Here is a 16,869-nt window from a genome sequence, read left to right on the forward strand (position 1 = left end):
AATCGGGTTCTGCCACAACGGGTTTCGGTCCGAGTCGCGGTGGGTTGGCGACGGCTCGTCACGTCGAGCGAGGCCGGATGCGGGAAGTCGGCCCATGGCGGGCGATCTTCCTGTGTGGAGCACCGGAGCCGGAAGTCGCGTGGGCTCTGGGACCGCTGAGGCAGAAAAAATTATGGCGCGTGGGGGATTGCCAAGGACGCCAACGGGGCTAAAGTGCGAGCCAATCCTGTGCCGGGTGCCGATTGGGGTGGGCCGCTGCGGGAGTCGCACGTCCACACAATGGCGAGTTCGTGCGCGCCGCACGACGGCGCCCTGGCAGGAGGGTTTCACCGACGATGGTCTCCACCACGAAATGCACCACGAGGTCCGGCACGAGGTCCAGCACGAGGCGGCGCGGACTGCGCCGCGCGATGGTGGGCTTGGTCGCCGGCGCCGCCCTCGCGGCGGCGCCGCTCCTCGCAGCGCCAGGCTATGCGGGCAGCAGTTCGGGGGGTGGCGGTGGCCGCTTCCAGGACGCCGGCGACCAGGCGGCCGAGCTGATGACCTCCCAGGGTGAGTTCGCCCAGGCCCGCTCGGCGCCGACCGGGCTCGTCGCTCCCGGCGCGTATGCCGCGGCATACACCCAGTTGTCCTCGCTGCCGGCCGCTCCTTCGGTCTGGAACTCGGTGACCGACGTGCCGTACAACTCCGATGATCCCCGGTACCGCGACCCGAGCGCGTCCAACAGCAGCGGTGGCGCGGGCTACGTGAGCGGCCGGGTGCAGGCCCTGGCCGTCGACAGCAGCTGCATCTTCGCCGGCGGCGCCGCTGGCGGCGTCAAGCGTTCGTGTGACAACGGCACGTCGTGGACGGCCATTGCCGACGCGTTGCCCACCCAGTCCATCGGCAGCATGTCCATTGCCCCGGACGGTGCGCTCTGGGTGGCCACGGGTGACGGCACCACCGGGTCCGCGACCTACGTCGGTGCGGGCGTCTTCCGGCTCGCCTCTCCCGACACCGGCACCTTCACGGCTGCCTCCAGGGTGGGTGGCACCGAGCTGGACAGCCAGGTGATCCGCCGGATCCTGGTCGATGCCGCCAACGGTCGCGTGTTCGTCGCCGCGTCGCGGGGGTTGTACATGCACTCCCTCACGGGCGCGTCGTCCACCGCGTGGACCCGGACGCTCGCGCCGTGTGCGCAGGGGATGCTCTTGTGCACAGACGTCAACGCGAGCTACCGCGACATCGCCAACGACGTGGCCGTGCAACCCGGAACCGGTGGCCAGGTCATCCTCGCCAACGTCGCCTGGCGTAGTGGCGCGGCATACAACGGCTTCTACCTCAGCCGTGATGGCGGCAGCACGTGGGCGAAGGTCAACCCCCTGGGTGCGATCAACCCCAAGGACGTCGGGAACGCCACGCTGCAGTACTCCGCGGACGGGTCCAAGCTCTACGTCGTCCTGGAGTCACCGGCCGCGCTGAACGCGGGTGCGGCCAGCGCACTGGCGGGCGTCTACGTGTCGAACACCGGTGTTGCTGCAGGCCCTTACGACCAGATCGCGAACGCCAGCACGCTGGCGCAGAGCGGTTCCGCCGAGCGCAAGCAGCGCATCGGCAAGGGCTACGGGCCGGGCGTTCAGGCCTGGTACAACCAGTTCCTCGGAGTCGACCCGAACAACGCGAAGCACGTCTACGTCGGGCTCGAGGAGGTCTACGAGTCCTGGGACGGCGGCGCCAGCTGGAACACCATCGGCCGGTACTGGAACTTCGGCTTCTCCTGCTGGTCCTACCTCGACGCGAACAACACCTGTGACGGCAACGTCGTCCACTCCGACCAGCACGCGATCGCCTTCGGCACCGGGTCGAGCGAGGGTCAGGTGTACGTCGGGAACGACGGTGGCCTGTACCAGCGCGCACTCTCGTCGAACCCCGCGTCGTGGCGGTCCCTGTCCACCTCGGGGCAGCTCGACATGCTGCAGTACTACTCCGTCGGCGTCGGCAAGGACGTCGCGCACCCGGGCCAGGTCCAGGTGTGGGGTGGTCTGCAGGACAACGGGGTCTCGCTGCTCGACCCGGCCAACAACGGTGTCATGGTCTCGCCCTACGGAGGAGATGGTGGCCAGCAGCTCGTCGACCCGGAGAACGGCTGCCGGACCGTCGGAGAGTACGTCGACCTCACCCTCCAGATGACGACCAACTGCGGTGTGGCCAACGGGAGCCCCGCCTCCGACAGCGCCATCATCAGCATCGCGCCGAGCGACCCGCTGCCGCGGTTCATCGCTCCGTTCAGCGCCGACCAGACCGACGCCAACACGTGGGTCGCCGGCGGTGAGTACGTCTGGACCAACAGCAAGACCTGGTCCAGCACCAGTGGCGCCGACTGGGCCAAGGCGGCCGACACTGGGGCAGGGCACTCCACCACCGCCCTGGCCAGCCGCAACCACGTGGTCTGGGCAGGTTGGTGCGGCTCCTGCAACCCGGGCTCGGCATTCGGTCGCGGGCTGATGAGCAACGCCAACGGCGGCTATCAGCAGGTGGCCACCCCGGCCGGTGTCCCGCTGCGGATGATCACCGGCGTCAACCCCGACCCGTCCGACTCCCACAGCGCGTTCGTCGTCTTCGGCGGCTACTCGCGCAACTGGGTCGACGGGCCGGGCAGCGACCTCGCCGGAGCCGGCCACCTGTGGAAGGTCACCCTGACCGGTGGCACCGACTCCACGGGACGGGCGGCTGCGACCTGGACCGACGTCAGCGGCAACCTGCCTGACGTGCCCGGCGACAACCTGCTGTTCACCTCCACGGGCCGCGTCGTCCTGGCGACCGACCTCGGCGTGGTGGAGACGACGATGACCTCGCTGCGCACCGGGGCGCCCCAGTGGTCCCGGGATGCCGTGCCCGTCACCATCGCCACCCAGGCCTTGGAAGGGCCCGACGGCATGGTGTACGTCGCGACGTTCGGACGCGGGATCTACCGCACCACCTCGTAGCTGGACCAGCACACGACAGTGGGGCACGGGCCGTCTGGCCCGTGCCCCACTGCTTGTCAGGACGGTCAGTCAGGACCGTTCTGTCGGGACCGTCTGTCACGACGGTCCGTGAGGATCCTTCAGGCGAGGTCGAAGCGGTCCAGGTTCATGACCTTGACCCAGGCCGCGACGAAGTCCCCGATGAACTTCTCCTGCGCGTCCGCGCTGGCGTAGACCTCAGCGATGGCGCGGAGCTGGGAGTTCGCGCCGAAGACGAGGTCGACCGCCGTGGCGCTGGACGTGATCTCGCCGGTGGCGCGGTCGCGACCGTCGAACACGGTCTCCTCCGAGACCGACGGCCGCCACTCGGTGCCCATGTCGAGCAGGTTGACGAAGAAGTCGGTGGTCAAGGCCCCGGGCCGGTCGGTGAACACCCCGTGCCTGGTTCCTCCGACGTTCGTGCCCAGGGCCCGCATCCCGCCGACGAGCACCGTCATCTCCGGCGCGGTCAGCGTCATGAGGTTGGCCCGCTCGAGGAGCAGGACCTCCGGGGGCAGCTTCTCGCCATCGCGCAGGTAGTTGCGGAAGCCGTCTGCCTTGGGCTCGAGCACGGCGAAGGCCTCGACGTCGGTCTGCTCCTGCGAAGCGTCCGTCCGTCCGGGCGTGAACGGGACCGTGAGGTCGTGGCCCGCGTTCTTGGCTGCCTGCTCGATGCCCACGCCACCGGCGAGGACGATCAGGTCCGCAAGGGAGATCCTCGTGCCGCCGGCCTGCTCGGCGTTGAAGGCGTCCCGGATCTGCTCGAGGGCTGCCAGCACCGTGGCCAGCTCGGCCGGGTCGTTGACCGCCCAGCTGCGCTGCGGCTCGAGCCGGATCCGCGCCCCATTGGCGCCACCGCGCTTGTCGGTGCCGCGGAAGGTGGCCGCCGAGGCCCAGGCCGTCGAAACCAGCTGGGCGATGGACAGACCGGACTCGAGGATCCGGGCCCTGAGGGTCGCGACGTCGCCGTCGGTCACGAGCTCGTGGTCGACTGCGGGCACCGGGTCCTGCCACAGCTGCGGCTCGGGGACCCACGGGCCGAGGTAGCGCGAGGCCGGTCCCATGTCCCGGTGCAGCAGCTTGTACCAAGCCTTGGCGAACGCCTCCGCGAACTGGTCGGGGTTCTCGCGAAACCGCTTCGCGATGGGCTCGTAGACCGGGTCGAGGCGCAAGGCCAGGTCGGTCGTGAGCATCATCGGGGCGTGCCGGACCGATGGGTCGTGGGCGTCGGGGACGGCGTCTGACGAGGCACCGTCCGCCGGCTGCCACTGCTTGGCGCCGGCCGGGCTCTCGGTGAGGTCCCACTCGTGGCCGAACAGCGTCTCGAAGAAGCTGTTGTCCCAGGTCGTCGGCGTGGGCGTCCACGCACCCTCGAGGCCGCTGGTGATCGTGTCCTTGCCCTTGCCGCTGCCGTAGGTGTTCTTCCAGCCGAGGCCCTGGTGGTCGACGGGGCAGCCTTCAGGCTCTGGGCCGACCAGGCTCGGGTCGCCCGCACCGTGGGTCTTGCCGAAGGTGTGACCGCCGGCGATCAGGGCGACGGTCTCCTCGTCGTTCATCGCCATCCGGCGGAAGGTCTCGCGGATGTCGCGCGCCGCAGCGTGCGGATCCGGGTTGCCGTTGGGGCCTTCTGGGTTGACGTAGATCAGGCCCATCTGCACCGCACCCAACGGACCGGTGAGCTCCCGGTCGCCGCTGTAGCGCTCGTCGCCGAGCCAGCTGTCCTCGGGACCCCAGAAGACCTCCTCCGGCTCCCCAGACGTCCTGCCGTCCGAAGCCGAAGCCGAACGTTGTGAAGCCCATCGACTCCATGGCCACGTTGCCGGCGAACACCAGCAGGTCGGCCCAGGAGATCTTCTGGCCGTACTTCTGCTTCACGGGCCACAGCAGCCGGCGGGCCTTGTCGAGGTTGGCGTTGTCGGGCCAGCTGTTGAGGGGGGCGAAGCGCTGGGACCCGTCGCCGGCACCCCCACGGCCGTCCTCGATGCGGTAGGTGCCGGCGGAGTGCCAGCTCATCCGGATGAAGAGCGGACCGTAGTGTCCGTAGTCGGCCGGCCACCAGTCTTGCGAGGTCGTCATCACCTCGACGAGGTCCGCCTTGAGCGCCTCGAGGTCGAGGGTCTTGAACTCCTCGGCATAGTCGAAGTCCGCGCCCATCGGGTTGGAGCTCGGCGAGTGCTGGTGCAGTACCTGCAGGTCGAGCTGGTTGGGCCACCAGTCCTGGTTCGAGTGGGGGCGGGTATGGGTCGGTGTGGGGGCCGGGATTACCGGGTTCTCGCTCTCACTGCCACGCTCAGACACGTCGGTCGATCTCCTTGTCTTGGTGTTCGGATGGTGGTGCGGGCTCAGCGGCGCACGCGGGACACAGGCCCCAGTAGGTCACCTCGGCCTCGTCGATGGCAAAGCCCTGGTCGTCGGACGCGGTCAGGCACGGAGTGGCCCCGACCGCGCAGTCGATGTCGGCAATGGTCCCGCACGACCGGCATACGACGTGGTGGTGGTTGTCCCCGACGCGCGACTCGTAGCGAGCCACCGAGCCCGACGGCTGGATCCGTCTGACGAGCCCGGCGGTGGTCAACGCGCGGAGCACGTCGTACACCGCCTGGTGGGAGACCGCCGGAAGCTCGGCGCGGACGGTGCTGATGATCGAGTCCGTGTCGGCGTGCGGGTGGGCGTGCACGGCGGCCAGGACCGCGAGTCGCGGGCGCGTGACGCGCAGCGGCGCCTCGCGCAGGATGCGCTCGAAGTCTGAGGTGGCCTGCACCCTGCGCAGTATTCGGCATTGTCTGGAATGAATCAAGAAATGATCCACGAATGTGGGGGAGTGCCACCACGCGGGGTGCGCCGGGACGGCGTCAGCGGGCTGCCACGGCCGGGATCACCCGCTCGCCCACCAGCTCGAGCATGCCAGGCTCGCTGACCCCGGCCAGGGTGCCGTGTGCCACCTCGATACCCAGCTCGGCCAGCTCGTGGAGGTGCTCGATCGTCTGCTCGACGCGCTCGCCGTCCCGGCCCAGGTCGAACCGCAGCTGGGCGGTCTTCTCGATCTCGTCGTAGTCGCGGCCGAGCCGCTCGCAGTGCTCACGGAGCACCTGGAGCTTGTGGGCCAGGTCGGGGGAGTCGAAGATGTTGCACGCGTCGGCATACTGCGCCACCATCCGCAGGGTCTTTCGCTCACCGGCGCCACCGATGAGGATCGGCGGGTGGGGGCGGCTCAGGGCCTGCGGCGAGTTGAGCGTCCGCGCGAGCTGGTAGTGCTTGCCCTCGAACGGGCCGTCGTCCTCGCTCCACATCTGCAGGCAGATCTGCAGGGCCTCCTCGAGCCGCTCGAACCGCTCGGCGGTGGAGGGGAAGAACAGGCCCAGCCCGCGCGACTCCTCCTCGTTCCAGGCCGCGCCGATCCCGAGCATGGCGCGACCGCCGGACAGGACGTCGAGCGTCGTGACCGCCTTGGCGAGCAGTCCCGGCTCGCGGTAGACGACGGCCGTCACCACGGTGAGCAGCTTGACCCGCTCGGTCTTGGCGGCGAGGTACCCCAGGGTCGTGTACGCCTCGAGCATCTCGTGCTCCGGTGGTCCCAGGTGCCCGATCTGCCAGACGTGGTCCATGACACTGACCCGGTCGTATCCCGCCTGCTCGGCGCGTGCGGCGATGTCTCCCAGGTCGGTGCGCAGGACCGTCGGTCCGCCCTGCCAGGTGAAGTCCGCGATGTGCAGTCCCAGCTTCATGCCACTCCTCGTATGCCGGTTCGGGTGGACGCTCGCGCGAGTGCGACTTCGCGTGCGCTCCAGCCGCCCGTCGCACCAAGCCGCGCACCACCACGCTATGCCACGCGCGCGGCAGGTTGGCAGGTCTCCGGTGACTGGCTGCAGATCCCGACAAAACGGCCGATGAGGGCGCCGTCGCCAGTACGCTGTGCCGGCGTGGTTCGCCGAGGGGCTACGCGATGTCCTCACCATTGGACCAGCCCGTGAGAGCAGCCCGTTGGGAGAACCGTGACTCAGCCTGAACCGCCGCCGGACACGGAGGCCGCGGTCCGCCGTCCTCCGAGCAGCGCCCCGGCAGACCGGCTCGCAGACCGGCTGGGGGTGGCCGTCTACCGCGCGGAGCCGGGACCGGTCGGGCGGTGGTTGTCCGCCAGCCGCGCCGTCACCGCGATCCTCGGCTTCACCCCGGAGCAGCTCTTGGCAGACGCGGGGCTGTGGCTCGCCCAGCTGCACCCGGATGACCGTGACGCGGTGCTGGAGCGGGAGGCCTCCCTGGCTGCGTCCGGTCGGGTGTGCTCGGAGTACCGCGTGCTCCACCCGGACGGGCAGGTCGTCTGGGTCATGGACGACGCCGTCGTCGAGCAGGGCGACGGCGGAGAGGACGTGCTGCACGGCTTCCTCATCGACATCACCAACCGCAAGCGCACCGAGCTGATGTTGGCCACCCACGCAGACGTCGTCGAGGCCGTCGCCGGCGGGACCGCGGTGGATGCCGTGCTGACTGCCCTGGCCGACGGCGTGGCCGCGCTGTCCGGGACCGCCCGTTGCACCATCGAGGTGTTCGGCGACGGTGCCACCCAGCCTTTCGCTGTCACCAGCGACGGCTGGGGCGCCGACGCCGACGGCCATGCCGGGGCCGTGCGCGAGGCGCCGGTCCTCTCCCCGTCCGGGGAGACGTTGGGGCGGTTGTCACTGCGGTATCCGGCCGCGGCGAGGCGGCGGGCCATGGACGAGGACCTGCCAGCCTGGGCGGCGCGGCTGGCCGCCCTGGCCGTGGTCCGGGCTGCGGAACACGCGGCCATGGCAACCTCCGTGGCGCTCCTTACGGCGACCCTGGAGTCGACCGTCGACGGGATCCTCGTGGTCGATCCTGCGGGCCGGATCGCGGGCCACAACCAGCGGTTCGCGACCATGTGGCGCATCGACCCCGACCTGCTCGCCGCGGGCGACGACGCCCAGGTGATGGGTTCGGTGCTCGCGCAGCTGGTCGACCCCGCGGCATTCGTCGCCCAGGTGCAGCACCTGTACAACTGTCCCGACGAGACGAGCTTCGACGACCTCGCCTTCCTCGACGGGCGCATGTTCGAGCGGTACTCCCAACCGCAGCGGGTCGACGGCCAGCCCGTCGGCCGGGTCTGGAGTTTCCGGGACGTCACCGACAAGAGGCGCCTCGAGGCAGACCTGCGCGACACCCGGGACAACCTGAGCCTGCTGGTCGGACAGGTCCGCGACTACGCCATCCTCAACCTCGACCCCGCGGGCCACGTCATCACCTGGAACGCCGGCGCCGAGCGGATCAAGGGGTACACCGAGCAGGAGATCCTCGGCCAGCATTTCTCGGTCTTCTACCCGCAGGCTGATGTGGCTGCGGGCAAGCCGGCTCTCGAGCTCGAGGCCGTCCTGGCTGAGGGGCACGTCACCGACGAGGGCTGGCGAGTGCGCAAGGACGGGACCAGGTTCTGGGCAAGCGTCGTCATCTCCGCGCTGCGCGACGACCAGGGGAGCCTGCGCGGGTTCGGCATGGTCACCCGGGACATCACCGAGCAGCACCAGGCCAAGCTCGCCCTCCACCGACAGGCCAGCACCCTCGAGCTGCTCGGAGCGGTGGCGACGGCATCGAACTCCGCAGCCAGTGTCGAGGAGGCGCTGGCGGCGGCGCTGGAGGCGTTCGCCCGGTTCGGGAGCTGGCAGCTCGCGCACGCCTACCTCACCGATCACGACGACCGTTCGGCCCTGCGCCACTCGGTCTGGTACGAGCAGCCCCTCGGCGCCTTTGCCGGCTTCCGGGCAGCCACCGAGGCTGCCCGGGCTGACGAGGTCAAGCTCGCGCAAGAGGTGTTCGCGCGTCCGGACTTGATCTGGCTGTCCTCGCTCGAGGACGACCCGAGGTTCGGCCGCGTCGAGGAGGCAGCGCAGGCTGGGCTCGTCTCGGCCTGCGCCTTCCCGATCCTGGTGCGGGACGAGCCAGTCGGGGTGCTGGAGTTCTTCAGCACCCAGCCCCAGGACTGCCATGCCGACATGCTGTCGGTCATGGCGCAGGTCGGGGCACAGCTCGGCCGCGTCGTCGAGCGTGATCGCGCCGAGCACCGCGTGGCCGCCCACTCCTGGCAGCTCGAGCGACTCACCAGCCGTCTGGAGATGGTGCTGAACTCGGCTGGTGACGGGATATACGGGCTCGACGCCAGCGGCATCGTCACGTTCATCAACGACGCCGGGGCCACCCTGGTCGGGCTGCCCGCCGAGGCCGTCGTGGGGCGCCCTGTCACTGAGGTCATCATGGTCGAGCCGGGGCTCGACGCCGCGTATGCCGCTGGCACCGCCCGGGGTGACGGCGGGTCAGACCCTGCACCCCGCTCGTTCACCGGCCGTCATGTCAGGGCAGACGGCACAGTGTTCGACTCAGAGTCGATCGCGGCCCCCATCGTGGCGGACGGCACCATCGCCGGCTCGGTCGTGGTGTTCCGCGACATCAGCGAGCGGCGGACGGTCGAACGGCTCAAGGACCAGTTCATCTCCGTGGTCAGCCACGAGCTGCGCACCCCGCTGACGAGCGTCCGCGGTGCCCTGGGTCTGCTCGCCGGAGGGGCCGCTGGACCTCTGGCCCCGAAGGCGGCACGGATGGTCGACGTCGCGACGACCAGCACCGACCGGCTCATCCGCCTCATCACCGACATCCTCGACCTCGAGCGCATGACTGCTGGCCACCTCACCGTGCACCCCCAGCCCACGGCGGCGGAGGAACTCATCGCCGCTGCTGTGGACGAGACCGCCGTATTCGCCCAGGCGTCCCAGGTCGGCATCACGGTGGGAGCCACCTGCGGGAGGGTCCTGGCCGACCGCGACCGGGTGATCCAGATCCTGAGCAACCTGGTGGGCAACGCGGTCAAGTTCTCGGAGCCGGGCTCGGCAGTGCAGCTGTGCAGCACCCTCGTCGAGGGGTACGTCCGCTTCGACGTGACCGACCAAGGCCCGGGCATCGCGGCAGACCAGCTCGAGGCCATCTTCGAGCCGTTCCGCCAGGTCGACGCCTCCGACACCCGCAGGCACGGCGGGACCGGCCTCGGACTGGCCATCTGCCGCGGCATCGTCGAGCAGCACCACGGCCTGATCTGGGCCACCAGTGAGCCCGGTCGCGGCTCGACGTTCTCCCTTCACCCTGCCGCGCAGTGATGTCTGACGGTGACGTCTGAGGCCGAGCAGCCACCCTTGCGGTCGAGGTCACCGAGGCCGGTTCTACCCAGCGGGGCTCCGTTGCGTCCCAGTGGGTGCGGTTCGTGGGGGCTCGGGGGCACGTTGGGCCTCAACTACGGCGGATGCCGGAGTCCGCAGGCGGTTAAGGGTCCTAACGTGAGGATGTCGGGATCGAGCATCGTTCGCCCGTAACAGCGAGCAGACGGCGCGTGAGTCGTTCGATCTCACGGCGCTTCCCCTCACCTCACGGGAGGCTGCGACGTGCCTACGAGGCCGGACATCCATCGAGCGGCACCCGACGCTGGGCCATTCACACATTCGAGTGTTTTCCGGGGAGATGAAGGACCGTGGCTAGTGAATCTGTCGTATCCGACCTCACCGCAGCGGCCAACGCCATCGAGGCGCTGTCCACAGACGAGGACCGGTTCCGGGCGTTGTTCGATGCCTTCCGTGCAACCGATGCGGACTCCTACCTGCGCCTGCTCGACGAGGCCAAGGTCTCCGACCGGGCCGAGCTGGTGTGCGGATGGCTGTGCAGCAAGGACTGCGTGCTTCGATGTCTGGAGCTGTGTGGGCCTCCCCGGGACGAGGTCGTCCCAGATGTGCGGGAGCTCGCTGACCTGATCGTCAAGGTCACGCAGGACGAGGAGCTCGTCGAGCGCCTCGCCGGCTCGGTCTTCGAGCCCGACGCGGAGGCCTGGCAGGCCCTGGTCGCCGAGCTGCAGGCCGAACGTCTCTGTCATCTGCTGTGCCACTGGGTCTGCACCGTGCACTGCCGGTTGCGCTGTGACCGTCTCGACACGAGAGCGACCCTGTCGGTCCGTCATCTCGTCGACGAGCTGACCGCGGCGGGCGGGGCCATCAGGGACCTGCTGGCCAACGAGGGTGCCTTCGCAGAGGCCACCAAGGCCGCCCTCGCGGGCGACTGCGAGCTGATGCGCGGCGTGCTCACCCGGGCCAAGCTGGATACTCGGTGCCAATGGGTCTGCGAGCTGTTCTGCACCTGGCGCTGTATCCGGGTCTGCATCGAGCTCTGCCGACAGTTCCCCCTCGAGAACGCGGACACCTCGCTCTCGGAGGCGTATGCGTTCTCGCAAGCCGCCGCGCGGCTCGTCAAGGACCCGGAGGCGCTGACCGCCCTGGTCGACGCTGTCGAGCAGGCCGACGCCGCGAAGTTTGCCGAGATCGTGACGAAGCTTGAGCTGCAACGCTTCTGCATCCAGCTGTGCCACTGGGTGTGCTCGTGGCACTGCCGCCTGCTCTGCCGCTGCGTCTGCCATCCGGTGCGCGCACCGTTCTTCACGCAGGTCGGGCATTTCAACATCACGTCGGACATCAGATCCTCGACGGGTCTGACGAACAAGGGTCTCGCCTTCGCCGGGCTCTACTACGGCGGTGGCCCAGGGTTCGCCTTCCAGGGACTTCTCGAACTGCGCGGATACTGCCCTGCGGACTCGCCCATCGACGGCACCGCGATGAAGTACCGCTTCCTCCTGGCGGGTTCCAACACGCCGGTCACCGCCGGCCGCGTCGGGCAGGTGGACGTGGGGTCCCGCATGGTCACCTGGCCGAAGCAGGACGGCTCCGGTACCACGATCGCCGGGACCGACTCGATTCCTCAGTCCCTGGTGATCGCCGGGGCGCCCCAGGTCGACGCCACGCCCCCGAACGTCGGCGACCCCTGGACCGGCCCGGGCATCCACACCATTACCCCCGATGGCGATGGATGGGTCGTCGTCGACCCAGGCGCGTCGGTGTTCACCACCCTGATGGGGCTGGAGAGCACGGTCGATGCTCCCGGCGGCGCGCCGCTGCCCGGCTCCGACGCGGGCCACGCTGTCCTCAACCCGCGGTCCGGCCAGGATCTCGGGATCGTGTTCGAGGCGACCCGCGTCTCGAACCCGACGGCCAGCCCACCCGACTACACCAACAGCCTGACCAAGATCCACGTCAACAACTGGGGCGAGGTCAACGAGCTGTCGATCCAGCAGTTCGCCAACCCGGTCACCCTGGGGTGTACGCCGATCGACAGTGCACTCGACGTCGACTACACCGCAGACCACGAGCTGATGGCGGACTGGGACCTGTCCATCACCAGCTTCTCGCCGTCGGCGCCGGGCAGTGTCGCCAGCGGAACCGTCGCGCGCGGACAGTTCGGGACGGTCAGCGAGGTCACCACCGGCTGGAAGCCCTGCTCCTACCTGGTCAGCATGTCCACGCGAGCGGCCCTGACCACCGGGCTGATCGACAACCAGGGGACGTCCAGCCAGATCACCTTCTGCGTCGGCGTCCACGCCGGAGGCTGAGCGGCGTCCGGTCCGGGCATGCAGAGCGCTGCCCGGACCGGCACCCCGAGGGCGTCTCTCGTCGGCCCGAGCGGGCTCTCGCTCGGGCCCGCATGAAGCTCGCGAGGACTCCCTGTCAAGCGACGATCCCCGCGGTGCAACGTGAAGCGCCCCAAGCTCTTGACCTGCAAGAACTCGGGGCGCCGATGGTGTCCGGAGGGGGACTTGAACCCCCACGCCCGATAAAGGGCACTAGCACCTCAAGCTAGCGCGTCTGCCATTCCGCCACCCGGACAAGGTGTGTCGCAGGCCCTTTGGGGAGCGCCTGCTGCGACCCGGAACGATAGCACGCAGGTACCCCCACCTCCGAACTGGCACCGACCTCAACGGAACCCGTCCGCCGCAGCCGTCCGGCATACCGAGGCGACACCTAAGGTGAACCCATGAGCGAGGCCAGCAGCAGGGTCAGCAACGCGGTCGGCACCGAGGTCACGGGCCCCGTCGAGGAGGTCGTCCGGCTCTGTCAGGAGCTGATCCGGATCGACAGCACCAACTACGGCGACGGCAGCGGGCCGGGGGAGCGGGAAGCGGCGGAGTACGTCGTCGCCCAGCTGCGCGAGGTCGGGCTCGAGCCCACGGTCATCGAAAGCGACCCGGGTCGGACCAGCGTGGTCGTCCGCCTCGAGGGGCAGGACCGCGACCGACCAGCGCTGTGCCTGCACGGCCACCTCGACGTCGTGCCCGCGAACGCCGCCGACTGGCAGGTCGACCCCCTCGCCGGCGAGCTGCGGGACGGGTGCGTCTGGGGGCGTGGCGCCGTCGACATGAAGGACATGGACGCGATGATCCTGGCCTGCGTCCGTGACCTCGCCCGGACCGCGACGAAGCCCCCGCGCGATCTCGTCGTCGCGTTCTTCGCCGATGAGGAGGCCGGCGGGGTCAAGGGGGCGCACTACGTCGTCGACCACCACCCCGAGCTCTTCGACGGCGTGACCGAGGCGGTGAGCGAGGTCGGCGGCTACTCGGTCACCGTGCCGACGGCGGCCGGCGGCGACACCCGTGCCTACCTCGTCCAGACCGCAGAGAAGGGCATCCTCTGGGTCCGGCTGGTGGCCCGAGGGCGTGCTGGCCACGGCTCGGTGCCCAACGACGAGAACGCCGTGGTCCGCCTGGCGGAGGCGATCACCCGCATCAGCGACCACACCTGGCCCCGCGAGTACATCGCCTCGGTGCGGGCCCTGCTCGATGGGCTGAGCGAGCTCACCGGCACCGGGTATGCCGATGACGACCTCGACGACCTGCTGGCGCACCTCGGCGGTGCGCAGGGCTTCGTGCGGGGCACGCTGCAGGACACCGCCAACTTCACCATGGCCGATGCCGGGTACAAGCACAACGTCATCCCGCAGACCGCGACCGCGTCACTCGACGCGCGGTTCCTGCCCGGACACGACGACGAGCTGCTGGCGACGATCCGCGAGCTGGCAGGCGAGCACGTCGAGGTGGAGGTCGTCCACCACGACATCGCGCTCGATGCGCCCTTCGAGGGGCCGCTCGTCGACGCGATGACCGCGGCCCTGCTCGCCGAGGACCCCGACGCGCAGGTCCTGCCGTACTGCCTGTCCGGCGGCACCGACAACAAGGCACTGAGCCGGCTGGGCATCACCGGGTACGGCTTCGCCCCGCTGCAGCTGCCGGCCGAGCTCGACTTCGCGCCCATGTTCCACGGCATCGACGAGCGCGTGCCGGTATCGGCCCTGGAGTTCGGGGTGCGGGTCCTTCGCCGGTTCATCGCCACGTGCTGACGATGGCGGCCCGGCGCCCAGGTGACGGCTGACACATCCCCTGCGGAGCGCCGGTGCGTAGCCCGGAGGTCTCCTGCCTCGTTGAGCCCACTGACAACAGGGTCGCTGGCGGGAGGGAATGGGCATGAGCACGACGAAGTCCTCGACGGGGTGGGCTCGCTGGGTCGCGATCGGTGCCGTGGTCGGTGGTATGGGCATGGTGGGCGCCGCGAGTGCCCAGGCGGCTGTCCTGCCACAGCCCCTCGCCAGCCTGACCACCGCGGTGACCTCGCAGCCTGCCCCGCTGCCGATCGCCTCGCTGCTGGGCTCGACCCCGGCTCCGACCCCGCCGTTCTCCCCGCCGGCGCCCCCCGCCCCAGCTCCGGCTGCCGCACCGGCTCCCTCGTCGCAGCCGGCTGGCGCATCGTCGAGCGCGCGCTCGGGGACCGCGTCCAGCGGGTCGTCGGCGACTGCCACCCCACCCGGTCGGCAGTCCAGCACGGCCCCGGCGCGGGTCGCGGCCAGCACGCCGGTGGCGAGCCTCTGCCTGATCCCCACGGGTTCGATGTCTCCAGCCGTGGAGGTCAACCTCACCGCAGTGGGCCGCGACCTGTCGTCCCCGCTGGTGAAGCAGTTCCCCCAGGTGTTCGCCCCCTGCCCCGCGAACACCGTCCCGGCCGGCGGTGACACCGTCGCGGCCGTGGACGCCTCCCTCACCACCCTCGTCGGCGCGTGCGTCCGCGTGACCCGGCAGGTCGTGCCGGTCCAGACCACCATCGTCGTGCTCGACCATGACCTCATCCAGCAGCTCGAGTCCGCGGGGGTTCCCCTGGAGCAGCTGCTCGTGCCCTGTCCCGCCGGCGCTGGAGGCAGCACGGGCGGTACCAGTGGAGGCTCCGGGGTGGCCGCGGCGGCCCAGCAGGCCGGTGACGTCGCCGCCGCACTGACGGGATCGCCGCTGAACGGCCGACTCGCCTTCACCGGCGCCACCGTGGTGCCCCTGGCCGTGCTCGCCGGGGTGCTGCTGTGGGCGGGAAGCCTGCTCGTGCGGTTCTCCCGGAGCCTCACCGTTCAGCCGCGCGGCACCCGGATGATCTTTCGGCGCAACCAGCTCCGCTGAACGCCGCCGAGGTAGATGCGGGTGCGGTGCAGCTCCCAGTGACCGTACTCGGCGTGCTCGGAGAGCATCCGCCGGATGTCGGACCGGGAAACGTCTCGCGCGAAGCTCAGCACGCGGTACTCGTACTCAACCATCACGCGCCATTTTCACCCAGAACCCGCTACGGTCGGGGCATGACCGCAGACCCGCGTGGCGCGCTGGCCAACCTCGTGAGCGCCTTCGAGCGCCATCTGGAGGCATCCTCGTCCAAACGGGGCGAGGACGACCCGACGGTGATCGCGGCATACGACGACCTCGCCGACGCGTTCGCGGCATACGACGAGGCGCTCCTCGACGCCTACGGCGAGATGACGCCGCTCGACATCTACGACGGTGAGGACGACGACGAGCTCGACGACCACAGCGACGAAGACGGCGACGCGGGCGTGTACTCCGGTCTCGACGACGCCGACTACGAGGATGACGACGCCGAGTCCGAAGCCACCTCGGGCACCAACTCCACCCAGCACTGACGGCGGCCGAGCAGGGCAGCCCTCCTGCCTCGTCTCAGGCCGAGACCTCGTCCAGCGCCGCGACGAGCTCGTCGGGCAGCTCCAGCGCCTCGCTGGCCAAGGACGCCCGCAGCTGCGCGGTCGTGCGCGCCCCCACGACCGGGCTCACGACGCCCGGCCGGTCGCGCACCCACGCCAGGGCCACCTCGGCCGGGCTGACCCCCAGCCCCTTGGCCGCGATGGCGAGTGCCTCGACGATCCCCGCACTGCGGTCGTCGAGGTAACGCGCGGTGAACCGCGGGAAGTCGCGTGAGGCCGCCCGCGAGTCCGCGGGGATGCCGTGGCGGTACTTGCCGGTGAGCACACCCCGGCCGAGGGGCGACCACGGCAGCAGCCCGAAGCCGAGCGCCTGTGCCGCGGCCAGCAGGTCCGGCTCCGCCGAGCGGTTGACGAGGGAGTACTCGACTTCGTTGGCCACCAACGGAACTCGCGCCTGCTCGAGCAGGGAGAGGGCGCGAGCGCTCTGCCAGCCGCTGTAGTTCGACACCCCGACGTAGCGGGCGCGTCCGGTCCCGACTGCCCACTCCAGGGCCGAGAGCGTCTCGGCGAGCGGGGCGTCGTCGGACCAGGTGTGCACGAGCCACAGGTCGACATGGTCGGTGCCCAGCCGCTCCAGGGAGGTGTCGAGCTGGGCGAGCAGGCTGTGTCGGGAGGTGTCGACGACCCGCTGACCCGAGCGGCGCGAGATGCCCGACTTGGTGCAGATGACCACCTCGTCGCGGGTCACGTCCTGCTCGATGAACCGACCGAGGAACTCCTCGGCGGCGCCGTCGGCATACCCGTGCGCCGTGTCCACGAGGGTGCCGCCGGCGTCGACGAAGGTGCGCAGCTGTTCGCGGGCGCCCTCCTCGTCGGTGCTTCGACCCCAGGTCATCGTGCCCAGCGCGAGCCGGGACACGGACAGGCCGGAGTTACCCATTCGTCTGTGGCGCATGTCTCCGTACCGTAGTGGGGGAGTGGCCCGCGCTACGGC

The 16,869-nt window shown here is 70.1% G+C and carries 10 protein-coding genes, 1 tRNA gene and 1 pseudogene; 6 read left to right on the forward strand and 6 right to left on the reverse strand.

The window, feature by feature from the left end:
* The first annotated feature begins 410 nt into the window (after positions 1–410).
* Positions 411–2,966, forward strand: coding sequence for a glycosyl hydrolase (locus tag GKE56_RS04500; RefSeq protein WP_154683519.1), 2,556 nt, complete (start codon positions 411–413; stop codon positions 2,964–2,966).
* 119 nt (positions 2,967–3,085) lie between these two features.
* Here the strand turns inward: GKE56_RS04500 and katG are convergent.
* The 3 genes and pseudogenes from katG to GKE56_RS04515 all read right to left on the reverse strand — a co-directional run bounded on the left by katG (position 3,086) and on the right by GKE56_RS04515 (position 6,709).
* Positions 3,086–5,282 (reverse strand): annotated as a pseudogene (katG, locus tag GKE56_RS04505) (catalase/peroxidase HPI).
* Positions 5,275–5,745, reverse strand: coding sequence for a Fur family transcriptional regulator (locus GKE56_RS04510; RefSeq protein ID WP_154683520.1), 471 nt, complete (start codon positions 5,743–5,745; stop codon positions 5,275–5,277). Before GKE56_RS04510 ends, katG begins: the two are co-directional and overlap by 8 nt.
* A 91-nt stretch (positions 5,746–5,836) precedes the next feature.
* Positions 5,837–6,709, reverse strand: a complete 873-nt coding sequence (locus GKE56_RS04515; protein WP_154683521.1) for an LLM class F420-dependent oxidoreductase — start codon at positions 6,707–6,709, stop codon at positions 5,837–5,839.
* A gap of 267 nt (positions 6,710–6,976) precedes the next feature.
* Between GKE56_RS04515 and GKE56_RS04520 the strand changes: the two genes are divergently transcribed.
* The gene (locus GKE56_RS04520; protein WP_154683522.1) at positions 6,977–10,138 is read left to right on the forward strand and encodes a PAS domain S-box protein; all 3,162 of its coding nucleotides are present in this window, start codon (positions 6,977–6,979) and stop codon (positions 10,136–10,138) included.
* Positions 10,139–10,506: 368 nt separating this feature from the next.
* On the forward strand, positions 10,507–12,465 hold the full coding sequence (locus GKE56_RS04525) for a hypothetical protein (protein ID WP_154683523.1): 1,959 nt from the start codon (positions 10,507–10,509) through the stop codon (positions 12,463–12,465).
* 186 nt (positions 12,466–12,651) lie between these two features.
* Here the strand turns inward: GKE56_RS04525 and GKE56_RS04530 are convergent.
* Positions 12,652–12,739 (reverse strand) — tRNA-Leu (locus tag GKE56_RS04530).
* 148 nt (positions 12,740–12,887) lie between these two features.
* Here GKE56_RS04530 and GKE56_RS04535 point away from each other — a divergent pair.
* Together GKE56_RS04535 and GKE56_RS16855 are read left to right on the forward strand one after the other, a co-directional pair.
* Positions 12,888–14,246 (forward strand): M20/M25/M40 family metallo-hydrolase, encoded by a 1,359-nt coding sequence (locus tag GKE56_RS04535; RefSeq protein ID WP_154683524.1) that lies wholly within the window; start codon positions 12,888–12,890, stop codon positions 14,244–14,246.
* Positions 14,247–14,370: 124 nt separating this feature from the next.
* Positions 14,371–15,345 carry a hypothetical protein gene (locus GKE56_RS16855; protein ID WP_195908238.1) on the forward strand — a complete coding sequence of 325 codons (975 nt, stop codon included), beginning with the start codon at positions 14,371–14,373 and terminating at the stop codon, positions 15,343–15,345.
* On the opposite strand, the gene GKE56_RS04550 is transcribed toward GKE56_RS16855, so the two are convergent.
* Positions 15,297–15,479: a DUF5703 family protein gene (locus tag GKE56_RS04550; RefSeq protein WP_154683527.1), complete on the reverse strand. Its 183-nt coding sequence runs from the start codon at positions 15,477–15,479 to the stop codon at positions 15,297–15,299. The genes GKE56_RS16855 and GKE56_RS04550 overlap by 49 nt on opposite strands.
* Positions 15,480–15,518: 39 nt before the next feature.
* Between GKE56_RS04550 and GKE56_RS04555 the strand changes: the two genes are divergently transcribed.
* Positions 15,519–15,857, forward strand: a complete 339-nt coding sequence (locus GKE56_RS04555; RefSeq protein WP_154683528.1) for a primosomal protein — start codon at positions 15,519–15,521, stop codon at positions 15,855–15,857.
* A 34-nt stretch (positions 15,858–15,891) separates the two neighbouring features.
* Here the strand turns inward: GKE56_RS04555 and GKE56_RS04560 are convergent, their stop codons facing one another.
* Entirely contained in the window at positions 15,892–16,830 is a 939-nt protein-coding gene (locus GKE56_RS04560) for an aldo/keto reductase (protein WP_154683529.1), read from the reverse strand.
* Between the last annotated feature and the right edge of the window lie 39 nt (positions 16,831–16,869).

Source organism: Nostocoides sp. HKS02, assembly GCF_009707485.1.
GTDB lineage: Bacteria > Actinomycetota > Actinomycetes > Actinomycetales > Dermatophilaceae > Pedococcus.